Source organism: Nocardia sp. NBC_01329, from assembly GCF_035956715.1.
In the GTDB taxonomy this organism is placed as follows: Bacteria; Actinomycetota; Actinomycetes; order Mycobacteriales; family Mycobacteriaceae; genus Nocardia.
Genome location: NZ_CP108381.1, coordinates 385,650 through 409,931, shown reverse-complemented (window position 1 = coordinate 409,931; position 24,282 = coordinate 385,650). Strand labels below are relative to the sequence as shown.

General features: G+C 69.4%; 22 protein-coding genes. 10 read left to right on the top strand and 12 right to left on the bottom strand.

Features of this window, described 5'->3' with window-relative positions; genetic code table 11:
* Positions 1-169: 169 nt before the first annotated feature.
* Positions 170-466 carry a hypothetical protein gene (locus OG405_RS01875; RefSeq protein WP_327149916.1) on the bottom strand — a complete coding sequence of 99 codons (297 nt, stop codon included), beginning with the start codon at positions 464-466 and terminating at the stop codon, positions 170-172.
* Positions 467-764: 298 nt separating this feature from the next.
* Here OG405_RS01875 and OG405_RS01870 point away from each other — a divergent pair, with 298 nt between their 5' ends.
* Complete coding sequence (locus tag OG405_RS01870; RefSeq protein ID WP_327149915.1) at positions 765-1,526, top strand: hypothetical protein; 762 nt, start codon at positions 765-767, stop codon at positions 1,524-1,526.
* Positions 1,527-1,567: 41 nt separating this feature from the next.
* On the opposite strand, the gene OG405_RS01865 is transcribed toward OG405_RS01870, so the two are convergent.
* From OG405_RS01865 to OG405_RS01845, 5 genes are all read right to left on the bottom strand, one after another.
* Positions 1,568-2,314, bottom strand: a complete 747-nt coding sequence (locus OG405_RS01865; protein ID WP_327149914.1) for an ESX secretion-associated protein EspG — start codon at positions 2,312-2,314, stop codon at positions 1,568-1,570.
* Positions 2,311-3,576: a PPE domain-containing protein gene (locus OG405_RS01860; protein ID WP_327149913.1), complete on the bottom strand. Its 1,266-nt coding sequence runs from the start codon at positions 3,574-3,576 to the stop codon at positions 2,311-2,313. The genes OG405_RS01865 and OG405_RS01860 overlap by 4 nt, the downstream gene beginning before the upstream one ends.
* Entirely contained in the window at positions 3,569-3,955 is a 387-nt protein-coding gene (locus OG405_RS01855; protein ID WP_327149912.1) for a hypothetical protein, read from the bottom strand. The genes OG405_RS01860 and OG405_RS01855 overlap by 8 nt, the downstream gene beginning before the upstream one ends.
* A 38-nt stretch (positions 3,956-3,993) precedes the next feature.
* Entirely contained in the window at positions 3,994-4,677 is a 684-nt protein-coding gene (locus tag OG405_RS01850; protein ID WP_327149911.1) for an alpha/beta hydrolase, read from the bottom strand.
* A 103-nt stretch (positions 4,678-4,780) separates the two neighbouring features.
* Positions 4,781-5,515, bottom strand: coding sequence for a hypothetical protein (locus tag OG405_RS01845; RefSeq protein WP_327149910.1), 735 nt, complete (start codon positions 5,513-5,515; stop codon positions 4,781-4,783).
* 227 nt (positions 5,516-5,742) lie between these two features.
* Between OG405_RS01845 and OG405_RS01840 the strand changes: the two genes are divergently transcribed.
* The gene (locus OG405_RS01840) at positions 5,743-6,915 is read left to right on the top strand and encodes an acyl-CoA dehydrogenase family protein (protein ID WP_327149909.1); all 1,173 of its coding nucleotides are present in this window, start codon (positions 5,743-5,745) and stop codon (positions 6,913-6,915) included.
* A 9-nt stretch (positions 6,916-6,924) separates the two neighbouring features.
* Positions 6,925-8,049, top strand: coding sequence for an acyl-CoA dehydrogenase family protein (locus tag OG405_RS01835; protein ID WP_327149908.1), 1,125 nt, complete (start codon positions 6,925-6,927; stop codon positions 8,047-8,049).
* A gap of 115 nt (positions 8,050-8,164) precedes the next feature.
* On the opposite strand, the gene OG405_RS01830 is transcribed toward OG405_RS01835, so the two are convergent.
* The gene (locus tag OG405_RS01830) at positions 8,165-8,800 is read right to left on the bottom strand and encodes a phosphoribosyltransferase (protein WP_327149907.1); all 636 of its coding nucleotides are present in this window, start codon (positions 8,798-8,800) and stop codon (positions 8,165-8,167) included.
* Positions 8,800-9,663: a carbon-nitrogen hydrolase family protein gene (locus OG405_RS01825; protein ID WP_327149906.1), complete on the bottom strand. Its 864-nt coding sequence runs from the start codon at positions 9,661-9,663 to the stop codon at positions 8,800-8,802. Before OG405_RS01825 ends, OG405_RS01830 begins: the two co-directional genes overlap by 1 nt.
* 60 nt (positions 9,664-9,723) lie before the next feature.
* Between OG405_RS01825 and OG405_RS01820 the strand changes: the two genes are divergently transcribed.
* Together OG405_RS01820 and OG405_RS01815 are read left to right on the top strand one after the other, a co-directional pair.
* A complete protein-coding gene (locus tag OG405_RS01820; protein ID WP_327149905.1) occupies positions 9,724-11,526 on the top strand; it encodes a DEAD/DEAH box helicase in 1,803 nt (600 codons plus the stop codon).
* Positions 11,527-11,661: 135 nt separating this feature from the next.
* Entirely contained in the window at positions 11,662-14,991 is a 3,330-nt protein-coding gene (locus OG405_RS01815; protein ID WP_327149904.1) for an AAA domain-containing protein, read from the top strand.
* A 115-nt stretch (positions 14,992-15,106) separates the two neighbouring features.
* Here the strand turns inward: OG405_RS01815 and OG405_RS01810 are convergent, their stop codons facing one another.
* Positions 15,107-16,294: an amino acid deaminase/aldolase gene (locus tag OG405_RS01810; protein ID WP_442790641.1), complete on the bottom strand. Its 1,188-nt coding sequence runs from the start codon at positions 16,292-16,294 to the stop codon at positions 15,107-15,109.
* Between the two features lie 44 nt (positions 16,295-16,338).
* Entirely contained in the window at positions 16,339-16,773 is a 435-nt protein-coding gene (locus tag OG405_RS01805) for a TetR family transcriptional regulator (RefSeq protein ID WP_327149902.1), read from the bottom strand.
* A 440-nt stretch (positions 16,774-17,213) separates the two neighbouring features.
* Here OG405_RS01805 and OG405_RS01800 point away from each other — a divergent pair, with 440 nt between their 5' ends.
* On the top strand, positions 17,214-17,972 hold the full coding sequence (locus OG405_RS01800; protein ID WP_327149901.1) for a tyrosine-protein phosphatase: 759 nt from the start codon (positions 17,214-17,216) through the stop codon (positions 17,970-17,972).
* A gap of 3 nt (positions 17,973-17,975) precedes the next feature.
* On the opposite strand, the gene OG405_RS01795 is transcribed toward OG405_RS01800, so the two are convergent.
* Together OG405_RS01795 and OG405_RS01790 are read right to left on the bottom strand one after the other, a co-directional pair.
* Entirely contained in the window at positions 17,976-19,337 is a 1,362-nt protein-coding gene (locus OG405_RS01795; protein WP_327149900.1) for a class I adenylate-forming enzyme family protein, read from the bottom strand.
* A 198-nt stretch (positions 19,338-19,535) separates the two neighbouring features.
* Positions 19,536-20,330, bottom strand: coding sequence for an enoyl-CoA hydratase/isomerase family protein (locus OG405_RS01790; RefSeq protein ID WP_327152601.1), 795 nt, complete (start codon positions 20,328-20,330; stop codon positions 19,536-19,538).
* Between the two features lie 59 nt (positions 20,331-20,389).
* Here OG405_RS01790 and OG405_RS01785 point away from each other — a divergent pair, with 59 nt between their 5' ends.
* The 4 genes from OG405_RS01785 to OG405_RS01770 all read left to right on the top strand — a co-directional run bounded on the left by OG405_RS01785 (position 20,390) and on the right by OG405_RS01770 (position 24,070).
* The gene (locus OG405_RS01785) at positions 20,390-21,415 is read left to right on the top strand and encodes a glutathione S-transferase family protein (protein WP_327149899.1); all 1,026 of its coding nucleotides are present in this window, start codon (positions 20,390-20,392) and stop codon (positions 21,413-21,415) included.
* Positions 21,416-21,561: 146 nt separating this feature from the next.
* On the top strand, positions 21,562-22,341 hold the full coding sequence (locus tag OG405_RS01780) for a hypothetical protein (protein ID WP_442790810.1): 780 nt from the start codon (positions 21,562-21,564) through the stop codon (positions 22,339-22,341).
* Positions 22,338-23,291 carry an ABC transporter ATP-binding protein gene (locus tag OG405_RS01775; RefSeq protein WP_327149897.1) on the top strand — a complete coding sequence of 318 codons (954 nt, stop codon included), beginning with the start codon at positions 22,338-22,340 and terminating at the stop codon, positions 23,289-23,291. The genes OG405_RS01780 and OG405_RS01775 overlap by 4 nt, the downstream gene beginning before the upstream one ends.
* A complete protein-coding gene (locus OG405_RS01770; RefSeq protein WP_327149896.1) occupies positions 23,288-24,070 on the top strand; it encodes an ABC transporter permease in 783 nt (260 codons plus the stop codon). Before OG405_RS01775 ends, OG405_RS01770 begins: the two co-directional genes overlap by 4 nt.
* The last annotated feature ends 212 nt before the right edge of the window (positions 24,071-24,282 follow it).

Genomic DNA, 24,282 nt, shown 5'->3' with positions numbered 1-24,282 from the left:
GATCGACCGACGGGTAACTTCCCCGGAAAGCCGCAGCGAATCGGATGATCAACTGTCCGAAAAAGTGATCGGACACGTGTCCCACTCAGTGCGCGGAACGGGTCGCCGAAGCCCACGCGACCGCGCCCGATCGAGGTTCCGGGAGCGGAGGGCCCGAGTGCGCGCCGGCTCAGCCGGCGATACCCGCCTCGGGTTCGGGCCCGGGCGCGTCGGCCCGCAACTTGAGCAGCGTCAACCCCGCGGTACACGCCAGGATGAGACCGATCACACTGATCACCACATGGAGGGTCCCGATACCGAAAGCCGCGGCGCCCAGTCCGCCGGCGAAAACCAGCCAGCCCAGCACTCTGCCCACGGTCGTACCCGCACCACCCGATACGAGATCCGCCGCCGGCTCCGGGGCCGCCGCCACGGCGGGCTCCTCCGCCACGTCCGGCAGGTCGGTGGTGGTCTGGTCTCCCATCATCTACTCCTCGATGGCGCCGATCCGTAAATCGTTTCGCGCCTACCACTTCGATGCATCATCACCGAGAAAATCCGGTGTCTCATGCGTCACTTCAGCAACATACGCTACGACCACAACCCGAAGATTGTTACGTGACACAAGCCCGTGACACGCGGCTGATATCAATTCGATACCTGAAACGTACCCCGCCGCCACTTTTCTACACGCGGTAACCAGGGCGATCCGCCCATGCGGGACTAGTTCTCATGGGCACGCTCAATTAAGGTTGGGCCACTGACATATCACAGGAGCGTCACCGATGGAGAGCAAAACGAAGGTCGCTGGGCCACTGGCGGCCGCCGGGGCCGTTTCCCTCGGGCTGGTGCTCATCGGCGCGTGCGGGATCGGCCAAGAGGACACCTACGTACCGCCGCCGCCGATCCACTCGGGGCCACAGGCCGCCGAACCGGCGCAGTACACCGGCGATCCCGCCACGAGCGTCGCGAAAGTCCTGATACCCCCGTCACCGAGCTGGCGGATGGCCCCCGAACCGCCACCCCGGCGCACGCTTCCGCCGGAGTATCAGATCTCGGTCACCGCTTCCGCCGGGCCCGGCGCGGAGCCCGGCACCGGCGAAACCACCCGCCCGGTCACCCTGTCGACCACCCCCGAACCGTCCGCCTCCGCCGAGCCGAGCTGGACCACCGCTTCACTGCCGAGCCCACCGATCGAACCGGCGTACACCGAATCCCCCCTCCCCGCACCGGCTTCGACCTCCGAAGCGATCGTCCCGGCCCCGGCCGAGCCACCGGCACCCGCGCCACCGGCAGCCGCGCCACCGGCAGCCGCGCCCCCTGCCGCCGAACCTCCGGCAACCGAACCTCCCGCAGTGGCAGACGAGCAGAAGCCACCGGAAACCGAAACTGCGGAGACCTCCTCGGCAGAGCCCACGCCCGCCCGGCTCCCGGACGCGCCCCGCGCGGCTGCACCGACCACGGAGACGACCGCACCGGACACCACCGAGGGACCACCGAGCCCCGCGGTCCCCACCCCGACCGTCACCCGCCCGCTCGGTAACTGATCACCGGGACCGGGGCGAAGGCCGATGCGGGCGACGGATCTTCAGCGCTCGGCGTAGGCGACAGACCGCTGGGCAGCGGCGACCATCGGCCGCAGCGCGTTGGTGAACCCCTCGGCACCCACCGCCGCGATCTCGACATCCTTACCGGTATGGATCGCGTAGCGGCCGTCGTCGGCGATATCCACCCAGCACAGCACCCCGAAGGGTGCCGCACCCGTGACGCGGTGCACCCACACCACGATCTGGCCGATCCCGTCACGCGACTGCTTGAGCCTCTTGCGGATACGGCTCGGTACCCCAGGCCCGGACACCGGAACAGTGACCCGGTCCCGCCCGTCCTCGGCGACCTCGGCCCGCGGGGCGCGCAACCGTTCGCCGGCGCCGGCGGGCGCGGCCGGTAGAGCGGCGATCACCCGCACCGGAAGGGAACTCGAGGTGCCCGCGGTGATCCGTAGTTCCCCGCCTCGATCGGGATACGGACCCGGACGCTGAGTGGCGACCACTCCGATCCGGGCGGCCGAGGCGCCGAGCACCCGGACGGCCGGGGCACCGGCACCATCCTGGCCGAAGGCCGCCACGCTCACCTCGGGAGCCGCGAGAACCCGCAATGCGGCCTCCAGATCGGCGTCGAGGGTGCTGTCACACCACTGCCGCAGGGCGGGCAGCTGCGCGGCCCGCTCGGCGGAATCGCGGGCCGACAGCCGAACCGCCAGCGGGTAGGGAATGCGGTCGCCGACGGTCCGCTCCCAAGCCAGGGCGAACTGGTCCGGGGTCAGGATCCAGTTCACTCCGCTTCGGTCCACTCACCCAGAACCGGCGGGGTGGTGGGTTCCAGTGCACCGATCAACTGCCCGGCCGGTTCGCCCGGTTCCAGGTAGGTGAGGTCCTCGTCGCTGAAATGGAGATCGTCCTCGGCCGCATCGGTCCGCTCGGTACGCGGTGCGACCGGTGCGCTCGAACGAACGGAATCGGCCGCCATGGCGCCGCCCATCATGCCGCCGATCGCCCCCGCGCCCATCCCGGTGACCGCCTCGCCGCCCGACTGGCGCTGCTGCTCGTCCCGGGACCTTTCCTGGTCGGCATTCGACCCGGCCGGCCGGACCGGAGCAGCGAACAGGGGGACGCCGGCCGCCGACGCGGCCGTCGTCGAGGCGGTCCCGGCCCCGGCCGGAGCCGGGGCGGATGCGGCGGCGTGCGCACCGACCGGCTGCGCGGTAGCCGCGGTCGTGGTTTCCGCCGGCACACCGTCCGGTGCGGTAACCGGGGTACCGGACGCGACCGGGGCGAATGCGACCACTCGTCGGGCCGGTTCGATCGGGTCCGCCGCGCCGGGCCGGGATACCTCGGGCTTTCCGTCCACCGCGGTCGTGGCCACGGCCGGAGCGGACGAAGGTCGCTGTCCTACTGCGCTTTCCGGGCCGGAGTCCACGGTCGCCGCCGCGACGGTCGTGGACGGGACCTCGCTGCCGAGTACCGAATCCGGTAGCTCCGGGAATGCCGGCACCTGAGCGCCGGTGGGGATGAAGGCCCCGGTGTAGACACTGTCCATCACCCGGACCACCTCGGCGCGATCGTCGTCGGCCTGCCGCTGTACCGCGATATTGCCGGTGGCGGCGTGCGGATCCAGCAGGGCCGCCGCGAGATCCGGCTCGGCGCCGGCGGGTTCGGAGACCGCGGCACGCAGGGTTTCCGCCGCATCACCCGCCCGGCCCAGCCGCTGGCCGACCGTGGCGAGGACGTCGGCGAGGTGGCGTCCGGCGGCCTCGAAATCGCGCACCGCCGCCATGGCCAGACCCGCCGCCGACCCGCGCCAGCCGTCGGCGATGGCGCCGCGGATCTCGGTATGCGCCTGTGCCACCGCGTCGGTGAGGCCGGTCGCCGCACCCTGCCAGGCCTGGCCGCCGGTCTGGAGCACCGACGGGTTCAGCGCGGCCACCCCGGCATGGATCTGCTGATGGGTGAGGTTGTCGAACACTTCCACGGTGGGGGCGTACTCGGGGTCGACGCGATAGTGGACACCGCGTGCCCCGGCGCGGGGTAGTTCACGCATCGGCGACCCCCGTCCGCTCGGCCGCGGCGCCCAGTGCCGCGGCCATATCGGTATCGGCCTCCCGATAGGCCGCCGCGGCGGTGCGGAAGGTGTGTGCGAGTTGCCGGGCCGAGCCGGAGTAGCGGCGCAGCGCCGCGATCGCATCGGTGGCCTTGCCCTCGAACCCGGTGCGCAACGCCGCACCCGAGTCGAATCCCCCGAAACCGGGCAGGGATACCGCCGCGGTGAGAGTTTCGATCTGGGCGTCCACCTGGTCGGCGAGTTGTTCGTAGCGCAGTGCGCACCGCTCCGGTGCCCCCTCGGCCACCAGCACCCCGTCGATCCACAGCTGCCCGTCTTCGACGGCCGAATCGAGCGTGGTGATCGCGTTCGGCTCCATCGGTTCCCCCTTCCTGCTCCGCTGTCACACAGCGGATTTCACGGCCGTCGCACCGGCCCCGCGACGATCTCCTGTGTCCACTGCACGATATCCGCCGTCACCCGGGTGCGCACGCGCTCGTGCAGCAGATCGTGCCCGGCATCGGCGTATTCGCGCAGTTCCGCGGAGTCGCACCGCCGTGCCCAGGCACGGACCGGGTCGATCGGCGTCCGCCGGTCGTCCACTCCGTGAACTGCCAGTACAGGTGGCAACTGCCGCGCGGGGGAACCGGATCGATCGTCGAGCGCGCGCGACGGAGTACCGCACAGCACCAGCCCGGCGAATCGGTCCGCCGGTACTGCCGGATTCGCCGCGAGCGCAGGATCCAGGGCGGTCGGGGTGGCGCCCAGTACCGCGAGAGCGGTGAGTGCCCCCAGCGAATGGCCCATCAGCGTAAGCGGGAGCCGCGGCTCTTCCGCGCGGGCAACAGCGAAGAGTCCGGCCGCGCCGGCGACGAGATCGGACAGTACGGGAGGCGCCGCGGGATCCCCTTCACTGAGACCCTGCCCCGCCCAGTCCAGCATCCAGACGGCGATACCGGCGTGGTTCGAGCGCCGGGCGAATTCGTGATAATGCCCACTGTGCTGACCGGTGCCGGGTAGCAGTACGAGGCCCATCGTGGCCTCCTCGACCGGCCGGTACCGATAGTGCAGGCGGCCACTGGCGCCCTCGAAGAAACCCATGGCCGGGATTCTGACAAAGAATCGCGGCCATGGGGGCGCTACGTTTCCCGGCCCTCGTGCCTCGGCCGGGCCGGGGCGAACAGGTTCGGCTCGGCCGACCGGATCAAGCCGGAGCGGGTGCGGGCGCCGGGTTCGGCGCAGGCGCAGGTGCGGGGGCCGGAGCGCCGGGTTCCGCGGGCGGGGCGGCCGGCGCGGATTGCGGCGCCGGCGCGGGGGCGGGGACCGGCGCCTCGGGTACCGGGAACATGCCGACCGTGGGCGTCATCACACAGAGCGCGCCCGGATAGTCGATGGTGCCCCACATGGAGGCCAGGACGGTTCCCGGACCGCTCCGCACGGTCCTGGACAGCGACGGGGTGCCGAATTCGGTCTGGTCGTCGAGCATGTCGAGACCGCTGCGACCGTTGTTGATATTGATCCAGGCGACCACCAGACCCGAGGCCTGCGGGATACCCGAGTGCCCGGGGGTGGCGTGGAACGTCAGCGTGCCGGGTTCGCCCATGATGTTGGCGCTGGGGCCGTTGGCGGTACCGGCCGCGACGATGGTGGTGATCGGGCCGTTGCTACCGCAGCCGAAGGTCGGCGCCGCGTAGGCGAAGGGCGTGTAGAGGCCGACGGCGCTGATGGGGTCGGCCGCGACGTAACCGGCGTAACGCGCCAGCGCGTCCACGCCGGCGCGGTTCTCGGGCTGGCCGGCGATTCGCTCGGTGAGCGCCTGGATCGCCGCTTCCGCCGGGGTGGGTGCGGGCGCGGCCGCCGCCGGGGTGAAGGCGAGCGTTGCGCTGATGCCGATCGCGGCTGCCGTGGCCGCGGTGCGCGCAATGATTTTGTTGTGCACTGCTGACTCCCTACATCCGATCCGGGCGATGGTGCCGGATTCGGCCGGCGACCCCCCGCCCACCGCAGCAAAGTACCAGGCCGCTCAGGTCGCCGCCCGGTCACACTCCGCTCTCGTCCGCCGCGATCGACCCTGCGGCCCCGCTACATGTGATGCACTCGACACGGCAGTATTGCTCAGGGGTGTAAATTCTATGCGGGACAATCGAGACATACTTGGAGATGTGTATGAAATTAACTCTGTCTCCCGACGAGGTCACCTTCCGTGACGAGCTGCGGAAGATCTACACCACCGCCATCCCGGCCGAGATCCGGGAACGTGTGAAATACGGTCACGAACTCTCCCGCGAGGACGTCGTGGCATCACACCGGGCGCTCAACGAGCACGGCCTGGCCGTACCGAACTGGCCGGTGGAGTGGGGCGGCAAGGACTGGACCCCGATGCAGCGGCATCTATGGCAGGACGAGATGCAGCTGGCCAGCGTGCCGGACCCGCTGACCTTCAACGCCACCATGGTCGGCCCGGTCATCGCACAGTTCGGCTCCGAGGAACTGAAGAAGCGTTTCCTGCCGCCCACCGCCGACCTGGACATCTGGTGGTGCCAGGGCTTCTCCGAACCCGACGCGGGCTCGGACCTGGCTTCGCTGCGCACCACCGCCGTGCGCGACGGTGATTCCTACATCGTCAACGGCCAGAAGATCTGGACCACCCTCGCCCAGTGGGCGGACTGGATCTTCTGCCTGGTCCGCACCGACCCGACCGCCCCGAAGAAACAGGCCGGTATCTCGTTCCTGCTCTTCGACGTGAAATCACCCGGTGTCACCATCCGGCCGATCAAACTGATCGACGGCGGTTACGAAGTCAACGAGGTCTTCTTCGAAAACGTCCGGGTTGCGGCCGATCAACTGGTCGGTGAGGAGAACATGGGCTGGACCTACGCCAAGTTCCTGCTCGGCAACGAGCGCACCGGCATCACCGGGGTCGGTCGCACCAAGGTGCGGATCGGGGTGGCCAAGGAGTACGCGGCCGCCACCAGGTCCGGTTCCGGCACACTGCTGGAAGACCCGCTCTTCGCGGCGCGGATCGCGGAACTGGAAAACGAACTGCTCGCGCTCGAACTCACCCAGTTGCGCGTGGTGTCGAACTCCACCGAAGGCAAGCCGAACCCCGCCTCGTCGGTGCTGAAGATGCGCGGCTCGGAACTACAGCAGGCCGCCACCGAATTGCTGCTGGATATCGCCGGCCCCGACGCCCTGCCGGTACACGCCGGGGACATCGCTTCGCCGGAATGGGCGCAGCGCACCGGCCCGAGCTATCTCAACTACCGCAAGACAACCATCTACGGAGGTTCCAGCGAGGTGCAGCGCACCATCATCGCCTCCTCGATCCTCGGATTGTGAGGTCAGGTAATGGATTTCGATCTCACCGATGAACAGGCCCTACTCCGTGACACGGTGCGTGACCTGCTCAACCGCCACTACAACCCCGAATCCCGGCTCGCGGCCATCGGCACCGATCTCGGCTGGAGCCGCAAGGTCTGGGGTCAGCTCGCCGAACTCGGCGTGCTCGGGCTGAGCTTCGCCGAGAAAGACGGCGGAATGGAGGCCGGCCCGGTGGAGACCATGCTGGTACTCGAGGAGATCGGCCGCCGGCTGGCGCCGGAACCGCTGCTCGACGCGGTCCTGGTCCCGGGCGGCCTGATCAGCGCGGTCGGTACCCCCGACCAGCGCCAGCGCATCCTGCCCGAGGTCGCCGCGGGGACGAAACTGCTGGCCTTCGCACACGGCGAGCCCGGCTCCCGCTGGCCCGATCACGCCGTCGCCACCGCGGCCACCGCCCAGGGCGAGGCTTACACCCTCACCGGAACCAAGAATCCGGTACCGCACGGTGACTGCGCCGACGATCTGGTGGTCAGCGCGACCCTGCCCGACGGCGACCTGGGCCTGTTCCTGGTCGCCGCCGACGCCACCGGGGTCGATCGCACCGCATACGCGACGGTCGACGGCCTGCGCGGTGCCCAGGTGGTTCTGGACGGCGCACCGGCCGAACTGCTCGGCACCGGCGGCGACGCCACGAACGCCGTGAACGAGGTACTCACCCGAGCCCACGCCGCACTGTGCGCGGAATCCATCGGGGCGATGGAAGAGTCGCTACGCCTGACCACCGACTATCTGAAGACCCGCAAACAGTTCGGTGTCACGCTGTCGAAGTTCCAGACCCTCACCCAGCGGGCCGCGAACATGTACGTCTCGCTCGAACTGGCCCGGAGTATGAGCTACTACCTCACCGCATCGCTGGTCGATGCCGGTGATCCGGTGATCGCGTCCCGAGCGCGCCTGCAGGTCAGCCGGTCGGCGCGGCATATCGGCCAGGAAGCGATCCAGATGCACGGCGGTATCGGCGTCACATCCGAATACCCGGTGAGCCATTACGTCGCCCGGCTCACCGCCATCGAGCGCACCCTCGGTAGCTCGCTGGAGCATCTGCGGGTACTGACCGCGCAGGTCGCGGACTACGCCCAGCCGGAGCTCTGAGCGTACCTGCGCATTCGCTCCGGCCGTGCGCGCTCTGCGTACCTCCGCATTCGCTCCGGCCATGCGCGCTCTGCGTACCTGCGCATTCGCTCCGGCCCTGGACGCCCGGTACGGCTCACCGGGCGTCCGGCCGGAGCAGATCGGTCACCTCGGTATCGGCGAGCTGGTGGAAGTCGCGGTAGGCCCCGCCGACCCCGGCCAGCGTCTCGGGCGCCAGGGGGCACACCACCTCGTCGGCTTCGGCGCCGATCCGGTCGAGTGCCTCGGGCGCCGAGACCGGCACCGCGACCACGATCCGCCGGGGCTGCTGCGCGCGGGCGACCCGGCAGGCCACCACGACCGTCGCGCCGGTAGCCACCCCGTCGTCGACGATCACCACGGTCCGGCCCCGCAGCGGTAGCGGCGGCCGGTCACCACGCCACAGCGTGCGGCGCCGGTCCATTTCGGCACGCTCGTCTGCCTCGATCGCGTCCAGCCGTGCACGGTCCAGGCCGGTCTGCCGCAGTACATCGGCGTTCAGAACCCGGACACCCTCCTCGCCGATCGCCCCCGCCGCGAGTTCCGGTTGCCAGGGCACCCCCAGTTTGCGGACCAGCAGTATGTCCAGATCACCGCCGATGATCTCGCGGACCGCCGCCGCCACCGGGACCCCACCGCGGGGCAGTCCGAGCACCAGCGGATGCTCCGCACGCAGGTGCGTCAGTTCGCTTCCCAGCGCGCGCCCGGCGGTCTCACGGTCGGCGTAGAGCATTACCTGTCGACGCTACTCGCCTCCGGCACCTCGACGGCGAACCTGCGCAGGGCGAGGCTCGGATTCGTGCGGCGGACCCGGCTCACCAGGCCGATGTCCAGATCCGCGCGGGCGATACCGGGGGCGTCCGCGAGTTCGCTCAGGACCCGGCCCGTGGGGTCGACGATCATGGAGGCCCCGGCACCGCGTGGACCGCATTGGTCGGCCGCAGCGAGGTAGACGGTGTTCTCGATGGCCCGGGCCCGGAGCAACGTGGTCCACTGATCGACCTTGCCCGGTCCGGGGATCCACTGCGCGGGCAGCAACAGTACCTGCGCGCCGGCCGCGGCCAACCGGCGGAAACCCTCCGGGAACCGTAGATCGAAACAGGTCTGCAGACCGAAGGTGAGGCCGTCGGCGGTGAACAGCGCCAGATCGTCCAACGGCCCGGGGGCGACGACCTCCGATTCGCGCTGCCCGAACGCGTCGTAGAGGTGCACCTTGCGGTAGCGGGCCCGCAGCGACCCGTCGGGGCCGAGCGCCACCAGGGTGTTGTGGATCCGTTCGTCGCCGGGGGCGGCCGTCTCCACGACCCCGGCCACCAGGTAAACCCCGGTCTCGGCGGCCAGTTCGGACAGTGCCGTGACGAACGGGCCGTCGAGCGGTTGCGCGACCGCCAGGGCGCGCTCGTCGAGCCGGCCGAGGGCGAACATCGAGTACTCGGGAGCCACCACGATCCGCGCGCCCTGCTCTGCCGCGGCGCGCACCTGTGCGGCGAGCGCGACGAGATTGGCATCGATATCGGTATGCGGTGCGAACTGCGCGACCGCGAGAACCGTCGCGCCGTCGTGCGGGTCGGAAAGGTCGGTGGGGTCGGCGTTCATGCTGACACCGTATGGCCCGGTGGGCCGGACAACCAGGCCGTACCAGTAAACTCCTGGTCAATGAGCACCAATGAGGGCGACGACAGCGTCGGCGACAACCAAGGCGAGACCGAACCCGAAACCGCCGGACCGACCTTCGCAGATCTCGGTATCGATGACCGCATCCTTTCGGCCATCGCCGATGTCGGCTACGAATCGCCCTCCCCTATCCAGGCCGCGACCATCCCTCCGCTGCTGGCAGGCGCGGATGTGGTGGGTCTGGCGCAGACCGGTACCGGTAAGACGGCGGCCTTCGCCATCCCGGTTCTGATGGGGCTGCTGCAGGACCGGCCCACCGGTAAACAGCCGGCCGCACTGGTGCTCGCACCGACCCGTGAACTGGCGATCCAGGTCGCCGAGGCGTTCGGCCGCTACGCGACGCATATGCCGGACACCCATGTACTGCCGATCTACGGCGGTCAGAGCTACGGCGTACAGCTGTCGGGTCTCCGGCGGGGCGCCCAGGTCGTGGTGGGTACGCCCGGCCGCGTCATCGATCACCTGGAGAAGGGCACGCTGGATCTGTCGCAGCTGCGCTATCTGGTGCTCGACGAGGCCGACGAGATGCTGAAGATGGGGTTCCAGGAGGATGTCGAGCGCATCCTCGCCGATACCCCGGCCGATAAGCAGGTGGCGCTGTTCTCGGCGACCATGCCCGCGGCGATCCGCAAGATCTCCAAGCAGTACCTGCGTGAACCGGTCGAGATCACGGTCAAGGCCAAGACCAGCACCGCCACGAATATCGCCCAGCGGTGGGTGCTCGTCTCGCATCAGCGCAAACTCGACGCGCTCACCCGGATCCTCGAGGTGGAGTCCTTCGAGGCGATGATCATCTTCGTGCGCACCAAACAGGCCACCGAGGAACTGGCCGAGAAGCTGCGTGCCCGCGGGTTCTCCGCCGCGGCGATCAACGGCGATATCGCCCAGGCCCAGCGCGAGCGCACCATCGGCCAGCTGAAAGCGGGCACCCTCGACATCCTGGTCGCCACCGATGTCGCGGCCCGCGGCCTGGACGTGGACCGGATCTCGCATGTCGTGAACTACGACATTCCGCACGACACCGAGTCCTATGTGCACCGGATCGGCCGCACCGGCCGTGCGGGCCGCAGTGGTGAGGCCCTGCTGTTCGTCGCCCCCCGGGAACGACATCTGCTCAAATCCATCGAACGCGCGACCCGGCATCCGCTGACCGAGATGCAGCTGCCCAGCGTCGACGATGTGAACGCCCAGCGGGTCGCGAAATTCGGTGATGCCATCACCGAGAACCTCAGCTCCGATAATCTCGCGCTGTTCCGCAAGTTGATCGAGGACTACGAGCAGGAGCACAACACCCCGCTGGCCGATATCGCCGCCGCCCTGGCGGTGGCCGCGCAGGACGGCGAGAGCTTCTTCCTCGAACCCGAGCCGGAACCGGTGGAGCGGCCGCGCCGCGAACGCGCGCCGCGTCAATTCGAAGAAGGCGGCTTCGACGACCGCCGCGGGCCCTCCCGGCAGCGCACCACCGATGCCGAACTGGCCACTTATCGCATCAGCGTGGGCAAACGGCACCGGGTGGTGCCCGGTGCCATCGTCGGTGCCATCGCCAACGAAGGTGGTCTGCGACGCAGCGATTTCGGGCATATCAGTATCCGGCCCGACCACAGCCTGGTGGAACTGCCCGCCCACCTGCCACCGGAAACCCTGGAGGCACTGCGGCGCACTCGGATCAGCGGCATCCTGATCCAGCTGCAGCTCGATTCGGGCCCGCCCGGACATCGGGCGATCGGCCGCGGCCCCCGCCGCGAAGGCCCGAAGCGGCAGGATCGCCGGAAACCACGCTCCTGAATTTCCGGTCCGTTCCACCGGGTCGAACCCGGTGGTTACAGTGGGCCGGTCCGGTCCGTGTGTGCGCCGGCCGGTGTATCGCCCGGTCCGCGCGCAGCATCGGCCGGTGTGGCACTGGGCGCAGGAGGGCCGTGAGTGTTCGTTGTCGGTGATCGGGTGGTGTACGGCGCCACGGATCTGGTGCGCGGCGCGCGCTGCGAATTCGCGCTGCTCCGTGCCCTCGATGCCGAACTGGGCACCGTCCCGCTACCCGCCGGCGACGGGTGCGGGCCGGCCGTTTCCGATAGCGACGTGCCCGGTGCGACAGAGTTCGGCCGGGTATGCGGCGCCGTCCGGCAGCGGTACGCGGGTTCACTGATCGAGATCCCCCGGCCCAGAACTCATCCCGACCCGCTCCCGGCCCTTTCCGGCGCGCATACCGAAACCCTCGCCGCCCTCGGCGCCGGTGCCCCGGCTGTGGTGGATCCCCTGATCTTCGACGGAGAAGTCTTCGCGCATACGGAATTGATGACCCGGACCGGTGACGGGATAGCGCTGCACGGTGTGGGTGGACCGGGACCGGTCGCGACAGCGCTGCGGATGACCGTCGCCGCGGCGTTGCTCGCGGAGCAGTCGATCCGGGTCGCCCCACTGCTGTCGGTCTATTCGGGTACCGGGCCCCACACCGTCGCACTCGCCGACACCCGGCCGCTGTACCGGGCCCGGCGGCGGCGGACCACGGCGATCCTGGACGAGCATTCCAGCGAACTGCTTCCGGTGCAGTGGGGCGACCCCCGCTTCCGCGCGTGCCGGCAGTGTCCCACCTGTGTCGCCGCCCGGGCCGAGGCGCGGGATCTGCTGCTGGTCGCCGGAATGGACCTGCCCACCCGGGCGGCGTTGCGCGCCGCGGGCGTCACCACCATCGACAGCCTCACCACTCGCGCAGTGGCCGCCCCGGAGATACCCGCGCGGGTCCTGGCCCGGCTGCGCGCCCAGGCCGTCGTTCAACTGCGCCAAGAACATTCCGGCCGCGGCGAGTATGTCGCCACCGACTCGGCGGCGCTGGATATGCTGCCGCCCGCCACCCCCGGCGATCTCGCCCTGCAGGTGGAAGAAATAGCGTCCGGCCACCTTCGGATCGAGATCGCGGCCTGCGGTGGCGTCCGACTGACCCGCGAGATCCCGCTCGAATCCCCTTCCGGGCAGCTCGCTCCCGAGCGGCGGCGCGAGCGGCGCGCCGCCGGACGCCGCGCTTTCACCGATATCCTCGTCGCGCTCACCGAACCGCTGCTGACCGACCCCGATCTGCACATCTACCACTACACCGTCGCGGCTCGTACCTTCCTGCTGCACGCCGCGGCCCATCTCGGCACCGGTGAGGAGACCGTCGATGGGCTACTGCGGACGGGGAAGCTGGTCGATCTGTACCCGATCTTCCGAGGTGCTTTCGTCGCCGGTGCACAGAACTACACGCTGCCCGCGATCGCGGCCGTGATCGGCGCACCGTCGGGCGGATCGGGCGGCACCACCGTGCTGCGACTCGCCGACCGGTTGCGCGGCCATACGAGCCCACCGGCGACCGTAGCGCCCACCGGGCAGATCGAGACGCTGGACCGGCTGTTGCGCGAAACACCGCCGGCCCAGCCTTCTTCCACCGAAGCCGCGCTGGCCGAATTCGCCGCCCGGCGGGAGACCGCGGATCCGGCGGAGCCGCACCGCGTCGCGGAGTCGACAGCGGCGCTGCTCGGCTATCACCGCCGCGAACACCAACTGGCGTGGTGGGCGCATATCGACCGGCTGACCTATCCACTCGGCGAATGGACCGCCGAGCCCGGAGTGCTGGTCGCCGATTCGGCGGCAGTGGATACGAAATGGCATATCGGCCCCGGCGATACCGTGCGCCGCTTCCTGCGGCTGACCGGCCGACTCGCCGGTCCGAGTCCGGCACCGGGTACCGCGGTCCGTGTCGTCTACGAACCCGCGGTCCGTGCTCCCCGCGCCATCCGGACCTGCGGAACCGCCACCGTGCTCGGCTGTTCGGTGGAGGCGGATCTCGCCGATACCGTCCGGCTGGAAGAGACCTTGGCCCCCGGAGCCGAACCACACAGCGAACTGCCGGTGGCGCTGGTTCCCGCACCTCCGCTCCCGCCGGGTGCCGCGGTGGACGCGATCGAGGATATCGGCAGGCAACTGCTGGTGACGCTGCCCGCGATTCCCGGGACCGCGCTGTTCGACCTGCTCGCTCGCCGGCCGCCCCGGTTCCGCACCGCACCCCGGGTGCTCGGTGGCCCCGGCTTGCCGTCGGCCGAAGACGATCCGCGATCGGCGATCATTGCGGCGCTGCGAGATCTGGACCGTTCCTGCCTCGGCTTGCAGGCACCGACCGGTACCGGTCGCACCGCCATCCTGGCCGATGTGCTCGCCGCGCTGGTCACCGAGGACAACTGGCGTATCGGTATCGTCGCGCCGACCGCCGCACCGGTCGAGAACCTGCTCGACGCGGTGGTCCGCGCCGGTGTGCTGCCCGAACTGGTCGCCAAGAGCAAGGCGGTGGCCGTGGCTCCCGAATGGCTGGTGCTCGAACCCGAGCGCTATCCCCGGTTCCTGGCGAACGCCATCCGCGGCTGCGTCGTGGGCGGCACCCCCGCCGATTTCACCGATCCGGTTCGTATCCCGCGGGATTCGCTCGACCTGCTGGTGATCGCGGATGCGAACGCCTTCCCGCTGGCGACCACCGCCGCTGTATCGGTGAGCGCCCGGAATCTGCTGCTCACCGGCGATCCGGTCGCCCGGTACGACCCCGACCCCGGACCGCATCCGGAGCCGGTACGTACACCGGCACTCACCTGGTTCGCGGGCGGTCACACCACACTGCCCCCGACGCACGGCTACTTCCTCGGCCTGACCCGGCGCCTACATCCGGTTCTGAGCGACACGCTCTCACACCTCTACTTCGAAGACCGGTTGCGAGCGGCGCCCGCGCCCGCCCGGTCCGCCGATTCCGTGGAACCCGGTATCGCCACGGTGCTGGTGGATCATCACGGCAACAGCACCGCCGCCGATACCGAAGCCCGCGAGGTCCTGCAACAGATCAGAGATCTTCTGGGGCGGCGCTGGGACGACGGCACCGGGCTCCGCCCACTACAGCCGCACGATATCGTCGTGGTCTCGCCGCACCGGGCTCAGGTGAGCCGGATCCGGACCCAGCTGGCGCGGGCGCGGTTCGAAGAGGTGCTGGTCGGCACTCCGGAATTGCTTCGCGGACGGGAGGCCGCGGTGGTGCTGGTCTCGCTCGCGGCGTCGAGTCCCGAGGATTCTCCGGTGCCCGTCGGAACTCTGCTGTCCCCCGCACTGGTACACGATTCGGTGGGGCGGGCCCGCCGCCGCGCGGTGTTCGTGCGCTCGGCACTGCTGACCGAATTCCTTCCGGAAACACTGGAAGAATTGGCGAATATCTCCCGGTTCATCCGATTGGGAAATGATTGACATGATCGAGATTTTCAATCTACCGAGATAGTTCGTACCCGGCCGGCGGAATTATCCGGGCCACTGATAATCGAACCGAATTATCCGGCACGCCCGTGCCGAATTCGGCCGTCACTCACCCGAAACATTTCCCCTCGCCGCGATATGTCGGCACCTCGACCCGCGAACCGTCACCGTCCACCAGATACAGCCGGTCGAACCGTTCGCACAGCTCACCGGCCTTGGCATGGCGGAACCAGACCCGATCGCCGATCGACAGTTCCGCGGCCCCGGACAGCGGCGTCTGCACCTCACCGGCCCCTTCGTTCCCCAGCAGACGCAATCCCTTGGGCCACACCGGTTTCGGAACTCGTGCCGCTCCGGCCGGCCCGGAAGCGATATATCCTCCGGCGAATACCGTGGCGATCCCGGCCGCGGGCCGGCGCAGCACGGGCAGCGCGAAATACAGTGCGGGCCTTGGCCGAAACGACCGATAGTTGTCGAAAAGCGTCGGCACGTACAGGCCCGATCCCGCGGTGATCTCGGTGACTCCGGCGGCCGCGGCCGACATTTCGACTGAACCTGTCCCCCCACTGTTGACGATTTCGAGCGGCCCGGTCACCGACTGCACTGCGTCCAGTACCGCCGCCCGGCGCCGGCCGATCTCCCGGGCGGATGTCTTCTTCACCAGCCGCACCGGCAGCGACGTATCCGGAAGCCCGGCGATCTGCGCCTCGTAGGTCATCAATCCGACCACCCGGAAGCCACGGGACCGCGCCGTCCGGGCCAGCTCGGCGGCCTGTTCCGGGGTCCGGATCGGCGACCGGCGCACGCCGAGATGCACGGGCCCGATCCGCAGCGATGCGTCCACGTCCAGGCAGACGCGGGGCCGGACGGTGGCAGTGCCGAGCGCGGCCCGGATCAACTCCAGTTGCGCGATATCGTCGACCATCAGGGTGATCGACTCGGCCAGTTCGGGAGCGGCGCCGAGTTCGGCCAGCGCCGCATGATCGGCACTGGGGTAGCCGAGCAGGACATCCCGGGCGCCCCGGCGGACGAGCCAGATCGCCTCGGCCAGCGAATACGACATGAGACCGGCGAACCCGCCCGCGGCAGTCAGCCCGGCGCCGAGTACTTCTTCGAGGACGGCGCGACAGCGCACCGATTTACTGGCCACCCGAATGGGCCGCCCGGCTGCCCGGCGAACCAGGTCCGCGGCATTGGCACGCAGGACCGCCATGTCCACGGCGGCCAGTGGCGGATCGAGATCGGCGGTAGCCGCGTGCAGGGGGGCAATCGGCGAGGTCGCGCTCACCCCGACCACTCAACCACTGGACTGGTCAAACGTCCAGCTCTGCCGAGCGGGTGTCAGGCTTCGATCGCCCGGGTGACCAGATTGGACACCAGATCGTCGAAGGCCACCAGGATCACCTCGTCGTCGCAGTCGGCGAGCCACCGCAGCACCGAGCCCTGGACCACCATCATCACGTAGGACGCCACCGATTCGACCGGCTCTATCCAGCGGGTTCCGGACCTGGCGGCGCACAACTCCAGCCACTCGATCACATCGCGCTGCTGGGCGCGCTGCCGTTCGGAGATCACCGGATCGGGCGCGTAGTCCGAACCGGAATCCCAGTGCCTGCACAGGGACTGCACGGTCTTCGAATAAGCGTGGATCTGCTGCACCGGCGTCGACTTGACCAGCGGCCAGTAAGCACTCACCCCGGCGTGCAGCAACACTCGCAACGCGCGTAATCCGGCGAATTCCAGTACCGCGTCTGCATGATCGACCGCTTCACGCACGGCCGACCGAATCCGGACCTCCGCTATTTCTCCACGTACGCCCAACGCAAGCTCCCTCGGCAAACAACTCGCACACACCGGACCGAATACTCGGCACCGAAGTGGCCGGCCGGATCGCGTTGGCATCGGTCGGGAAGTAGCAGCCTAAACGATCCGTCATCTCAATATTAGAAGGTTTTCAGGGTTTGAGAACAGTTCTAACGGGAAACTCATACCCGAAGACTGTTTTGACGGCCCCTTCGGGCCGATATCGCATACCCCAGAACCTCGGTGCGCCGCACTCCCGGCCCATCCCGGACCGGCCCCGCGAAACATAACCGCACCGCCCTGGCGCCTCATGGCAGAGACCATCGGCAAGTCTACGACCACCCACGGCCGATCTTCGACGGCTGTGCGGCATCACACAACGCGCCCGATCGAACGCCGGTTAGCCTGATGCGGTGACAAGCTCTCCCCTCGCCGGGCATCTCCGGATCAGCGGCACATTCAACTTTCGAGATCTCGGCGGATTGCGCATCAGCGGCGGCGGGACGACAAGGCACGGAGTCCTGCTCCGGTCGGCCCAACTGAGCCGACTCGACGACGCCGGCCACACCACCCTCCGGGAACTGGGCGTCGGCGCCGTCCACGACCTGCGCGGGCACCGGGAGATCGAACGCGCCGGTGCCGATCGGCTACCACCGGAGGTCCGCCTCAGCATCACGCCCTTCGACGACGGTACGGTCACCGCCCCGCCACACGAGGCCGGTGCCGGTCGCCAGGATTCCCCGGGCGCCGCGCTCGCCTACATGATGGACGTGTACCGCAACTTCCCCGCCCGGCCCGAAGCCCACGCCGCCATCACCGCGCTGGCCGAGGCGATCGTGGCCGACCGCGGCGCGGTCCTCGTGCACTGCGCCGCCGGCAAGGACCGCACCGGCTGGACCATCGCCACCCTGCTGCGGGCGGTCGGGGTCGACGAGACCGACATCCTCGGCGACTACATGCTGAGCAACAAGGCCGTGGCCGAACTGCGCACGGCGCTGAGAGACGAGCTGGGCGCCGACCTGCCCCAAGCCGTCCTCGAAGTGCGCGAGGAATACCTGCGGGCCGGCCTGCGGGCCGGTCTCGACCTGCACGGCGACTTCGAGAGCTACCTGACCGCGGTAGGGTTCACCCCCGACCTGCGCGAACGCCTGCGGGAACGCCTGGTCGCCTGACCCTCAGGCGCTGCGCCGGACCAGACCGTCCGTGCCGATGCTCACACGGTCGCCGGTGTGGAACCAGCTACCGGTGAAGCGATCGGCCGTGCGCTGCGGATCGTTCCAGTAGCGCCTGGTCACGTTGGGGCCACGACACAGCAGCTCACCGTGCCCCGCCGCGGCCCGCGGCCCGCACAGCGCGAGCTCGGTACCGCCGAACGGAAAGCCGAGTACGGCACCATCGGTGTCCGCGGCCGGGCCGGCCGTCGGGCCCAGCGCGAGTCCGATACCGCTGGTCTCGGTGGCACCCCACACCGACCACTGCCGAGCGGACGGAAAGACCTCGCCGAGATCGCGCGCGAGGACCGGACCCGGATCGCCGGCGTCGGCCGGATCGGCCCGGTGGCCGGCCGTGCTGATCCGGATCACCCGATCGGTACGCAACCCGTCGTTCCGGCCCGCGGCCAGTTCGGGCAGCAGACCGCCGAGGATACGGGCACTGGCCGCGAGTGTGTCCACACCTTCGCGAGCGATCGCCTCCACGACCCCCGCCGCCTCCTGCGCCAGGACAACGGTGCCGCCGACGGCGAACGTCGGCAGCAACTGGTCGACGCAGCCGCTGGCATAGGCAAGCGGCTGCAACACCAGATTCCGCATACCGTCGGTCGGCAGATCGAGGGCGCCCACCATGGACCGGATCGCGGAGAGCAGATTCTCGTTGGTGAGTTCGACTCCGGTGGGGATCCCGCTCGCCCCGGCACCGCTGGTGTAGCAGAGCAGTGCCAGATCGTTGAGCGCCGCGCCGTCGTCGATGAACGCGGCGGCATCGGGCAGACCGGCCACCCAGCGGGCATCGCCGCGGGTGGCCCCGCATCCGCGGTCCGGCGCGCCCAGGACGAAATCGGCGTCGCTGTCGGCGATTACCCGATCGGCCAGCTCATCCGGGAGCCTGTGATGGACCAGGACCGGTACCGCGCCGCTGAGCAGCGCCCCGAGGAATGCCTGGACCCAGCGCACACCGGGCGGCATGTGCACGGCGACCCGGTCGCCGTAGCCGATCCCGTGTTCCTGTAGCCCCCCGGCCACCCGCGACGCCGAATGCCACAGCTCCCGGTAGGTGAGCCGGCCACCGCCGACCTCCACCACCGCCTCCCGGTTGGAAAACGCGTGGACCTGCAGATCGAGCAGTTCGGTGAGGGCGGGACTGAGATTTCCGTAGCGCAGGATGCCGTCCGCTCCCCTGGACAGCGGCGCCGTGGTGTCAGCGTCGACGATATGGAACTCCACCAGATCCGGCCGCCCGCCCGGCGGGCCACAGGTCCGTTCCCCAGGCGCGGACGGACCGGTCGCAGGCCCGATGGTCGTGGTCGTACCGGCTTGCATCGGACCTCCGCACAGTCGAACAGTCAGGCACCTGTGACTATATGATGCAGATCACAAACCTGGGTGCGGAGTCGGCGAATCGCCGGAATCGATTACCGAATCGTCATCCGCGGTGGCGTCGGTCGTCCGTCCGCGAACCTGCGGACAACCCGATCCGGCAGGCGCTCGAGGTGGCAGCCTGCCCGGCTGCCGCCTCGTTCAGCGCCCCCGGTAGGTCGCCTTGCCCGGGCCCAGTTCCAGGAAACTGCGTACCGCCTGCGGCAGATCCTCGGTTTCGAACAACTCGCCGGACACCTGGGGGGTCACCGAATCCGCGTGCGCCACCCCGCCCGACCGCCACGCCTCCACGATCCGCTTGGTCGCGGCGTGCGCGCGAGTCGGACCGTCGGCCAGCCGGTGAGCCAGCGCGACCGCCGCGGTATCGAGATCCTCGTGGATCTGATTCACCACACCCCAGTCACGCATGGTCTGCGCGTCGTACAGATCGCCGGTCATCACCAGTTCACGCGCCCGCCCGGAACCGGCCCGCTCGGCCAGCCGTTGCGGCCCGCCCATCGACGGGGTCAACCCCACCACGATCTCCACCAGCCCGAATCTCGCCTTCGGCGCGGCGAGGATCAGATCACAGGCCAACGCGATCTCGAAAGCGGCAGTGAGGGTGAGCGCGTGCGCCGCGAAGATCACCGGGCACGGCAGCGCCTCGATCGGATGGCTGATCCGGGCGAACAGGTCCTGCCACAACTGGGCTCCCTGGGCGACGGTGAGCCCGTCGAAGGTGTGCACATCCACCCCGCCCGAGACCACCTTCCCCTCGGCCCTGATCAACAGTGCCCGCGGCGGCCGCGCCGACAGTTCGGCGATATCGGCGACCAGCGCGTCGAACATGGCCTGGTCGAACAGATTCAGAGGCGGGCTGGCCAATGTCAGCGTGGCGACTTCGGCACCGCCTGCGGTGACCGTGCGGTCCAGCCGGGTGCGTCCGGTAGCGCTCATCTCCGGGTTCGACTCGCTCATGCCGTCAGCTTATCGGCCTGTCCTGCGAGACTGATTCCATGACCGACTCGGACACCGCACAGGGCACCTACGTCGAACCGGGCGAATTCACACGCGATACCAACTACATCACCACCCGGATCACCGCCGACGGCCGCGACGGCTACCCGGTCGAACCGGGCCGGTACCGGCTGGTCGCCGCCCGCGCCTGCCCGTGGGCCAATCGCACGCTGATCGCGCGGCGCCTGCTGGGCCTGGAATCGGCGATCTCGCTGGGTCTGTGCGGGCCGACCCACGACAAACTCAGCTGGACCTTCGACCTGGACCCGGGCGGGATCGACCCGGTGCTGAAGATCCCCCGCCTGCGCGACGCATACCTGGCCCGCTTCCCCGACTATCCGCGCGGCATCACCGTCCCCGCGATCGTGGACGTCCCGACCGGACAGGTCGTCACCAACGACTACGCCCAGATCACCCTCGACTTCTCCCTCGAATGGACCGAATACCACCGCGAAGGGGCGCCGGAACTGTATCCGCAAGCTCTGCGGCCGGAGATCGACGAGGTCGACGCGCGGGTGTTCCGCGAGGTCAACAACGGCGTCTACCGCTGTGGTTTCGCCGGCGCCCAGGATTCCTACGACGCGGCCTACGACCGGCTCTTCACCGCCCTGGACTGGCTGTCGGACCGCCTGACCGGACAGCGGTATCTCGTCGGCGACACCATCACCGAAGCCGATATCCGGCTGTTCACCACCCTGGCCCGGTTCGACCCGGTCTACCACGGCCACTTCAAATGCAACCGGAGCAAACTCGACGAGATGCCGGTGCTGTGGGCCTACGCGCGAGACCTGTTCCAGACCCCCGGTTTCGGCGATACGATCGACTTCGCCCAGATCAAGGACCACTATTACAAGGTCCATACGGATATCAACCCGACCCGGATCGTCCCCAAGGGCCCGAACCTGTCCAACTGGCTCACCCCGCACGGCCGCGAAGCCCTCGGCGGGCGCCCCTTCGGCGACGGCACACCCCCGCCTCCCCCGGTGCCGGAAGAGGTTGTACCAGAGGGCCACGGAGCGCGGTAGCCGGTCTTGCGGTGCGAACAGCCGGCTTCGCGCTTCGGAACCCGCCGGCCGGGTAGTCCGTTACCAGTCAGAGCGAACGCACGGCCTCCGTGCCCTACAGTGCACAGAGGCCGAAGAGGAGGGATGACGCCGTGCGTAACGGGGCATTGGAAAAGGCCGTGGTCGAGGCACTGGACCACGGTTCCCGGCTACAAGCACCCGCCGTCGCCAAGTACGTGGCGCGTTTGCGGCGAGCCCATCCCGACGAGTCACCAGCGCAGCTCGTCGACCGGCTGGAACGCCAGTATCTGCTGGCGGTGACGGGAAGCGGTAGCGCTGTGGGAGCATCGGCCGCGATTCCCGGAGTGGGTACGCTCGCCGCGCTGGCGGCGGTGAGCGCGGAGACCACTTTCTTCATGGAGGCGTCGGCACTGTTCACCCTCGCGGTGGCGTCGGTGCACGGGGTGCGGCCGGAGAACACCGAGCAGCGGCGGGCCCTGGTACTCGCGGTGGTGCTGGGTGACAGCGGGATGGAGATCGTCCAGAAGAGTGTCGGTACTTCGGCCAAGAATTGGGGCACCGTTTTCGCGAACAAGATCCCGGGCCTGTCGGGGATGAACGATTCGCTGTTGAAGCGGTTCATCGTGCGGTTCGTCACCAAGCGCGCCGCGTTGATGGTGGGCAAGGTGGTTCCGGCCGGGATCGGTGCCGTGATCGGCGGGTTCGGTAACCGGGCCTTGGGTAAGGCCACCGTGAACAACGCGCGCAAGGCGTTCGGACCCGCGCCGGCGTATTTCCCCGACGAGATGGTGATCGACGCGGAGGTGCCGCCCGCGCTGGACCAGCCGAGAAAGTCCCTTTCCCAAGGCGATTCGATTCAGGCGCAGCACGACGAAGCCGTTGTGCGCCGGCCGGGGAATCAGCAGCCGCCGACCGGGTCCCGGTGACTCCGGCGGCGCTCCCGGCGATTTCCGTCCGGGGTCTGAGCAAGCGGTACGAGGATTTCGCTATCGGTGCGCAGGACATCTCCTTCGATGTCGCGGCGGGGACCTGTGCCGCGCTGGTCGGACCGGCCGGATCCGGTAAATCGACCGTGGCCGGAATCCTGCTGGGTTTGCTCCCGCCGACGGCCGGCCGGGTCACGCTGGCGGAGGGCCGTAGCAGTTCGGCGGTGGGCGCCGTTCTCGCACCGCGCGGTCTGCATCCTCGGCGCACGGTCCGCGATCATCTGCGGGTGTACGCGGCGGCGGCCGGATGCCCGGACAGCCGGGTCCGCGCGGTGCTGAAGACCACCGGACTGACCGATCGCGCCGATACCGTTCCCGACGACCTCACGCCCGGTGAGGAGACACGTGCCGCCCTGGCGACGGCTCTGCTGCCCGACCCGCGGCTACTGATTCTCGACGACCCCGCCGCCGGTATGCAGCTGAGCGAACTGTCCTGGCTGCAGGGTTACCTGCGGAGTCACACCCGGCGCGGCGGCACGGTCCTGTTCACCGCGCCGACGCTGGTGACCGCGCTGCCGATCGCGGACCATCTGGTCGTGTTGAGCAACGGATCGGTCGTCTTTCAGGGCAGCCCGGCGCGATTGCGGAGACGCAACCCGGATCGGCTGGTGGTGGCGTCCTCGTCCTCGATCGCCGTCGCGACCGCGCTCGCCGCGCGCGGTTTCACCGACGCGGTCATCCGTCCCGACGAGCAGCTGGCCGTGGCCGACGCGACCGAGGACGATATCGTGGCCGCCGCCCGCGCGGCGGACGTCCGGCTGCACCGTATAGTCCCCGACCGAATCCATCCCGACCGGGTACTCGCCTCGCTGACCCACGGTGCCGCATCGCAGCCGGCGGGGCCCGGTATGCCGCCGCCCACCTCTATGCCGTACGGGGTTGCCCGATGATCGACGTCGTACCAGCGGAACTGATTCCGCCGGTTCTGTCCGAGTACCGCAAAGCGGTGTCCTTGCGGTACACCCGGATGCTGGCCGGCGCGCTCGTCGCCACGGCGATCGTGGCCGCCTCGGTGACCGCGGTCCTGGCCGGGCCGCGTGACCCGGAGGGCGATCCGGTGACCGGTGCCGCCACAATCGGCCTCTACCTGGCACTGTTCGCGGTGGTCGTGGCCGCGGCGGCGTTCGGAGCCGCGGGCGCGGCCGGCGAACACCAGCACAACACCCTGGTCATCACCGCGTTGTTCACGGTGGACCGGGACCGGCTGGCCGGGTCGAAATATCTGGTGACCGCCGCGGCCGCGTTCGCGGCCGCCCTGGCTGTCGAGATCGTGTCGATGGTCTGCCTGCTGCTGTTCGGCCGCGGCAAATTCGAGATCACGGCCGCGCTGTTCGCCGTACTCGGCGGCGGCCTGCTCGCGGCGGTGTGCTGGGCGGTGATCGGCACGGGAATCGGGCTGCTGCTGCGCTCTCCGGCGCTCGCGGTAGGCGCGATTCTGGTCTGGGTCCTGCTCGCCGAACCACTGCTGTGGGTAGTGACCGCGGGTATCGGCCTGCCGGGCGTGGTGACTCTGCTGCCCGGGTCGGCGACCCTGAGCACCGTACTGGTGGGGTCCTTCGACGACAGCGATCTCCTGGCCCCGACCCCGGCCGCGATCGTGGTGCTGCTGCTGTGGTCCATCGGCGCCGGTGCTGCGGGGTGGTGGGCACTGCGCCGGGCCGAACTGTGAACTCTGGGTTTATTTGCCCCGCCTTCGGCGGGGCGGGTCGGGGCCCTATCAACCCCGGTTCTTCACTCCGGCGCTCAGTCGCTGCGCTCCTTCACTCTGTCGCTCCAGAACCGGGGCGGGCCCCGACTGTGTGATTGCCCCGACGGCGGCGCAGCGTCGGGGAACAAGACCTTGTCACCGGGCGTCGTTATGGTCGATGACAGGTCGAGGTG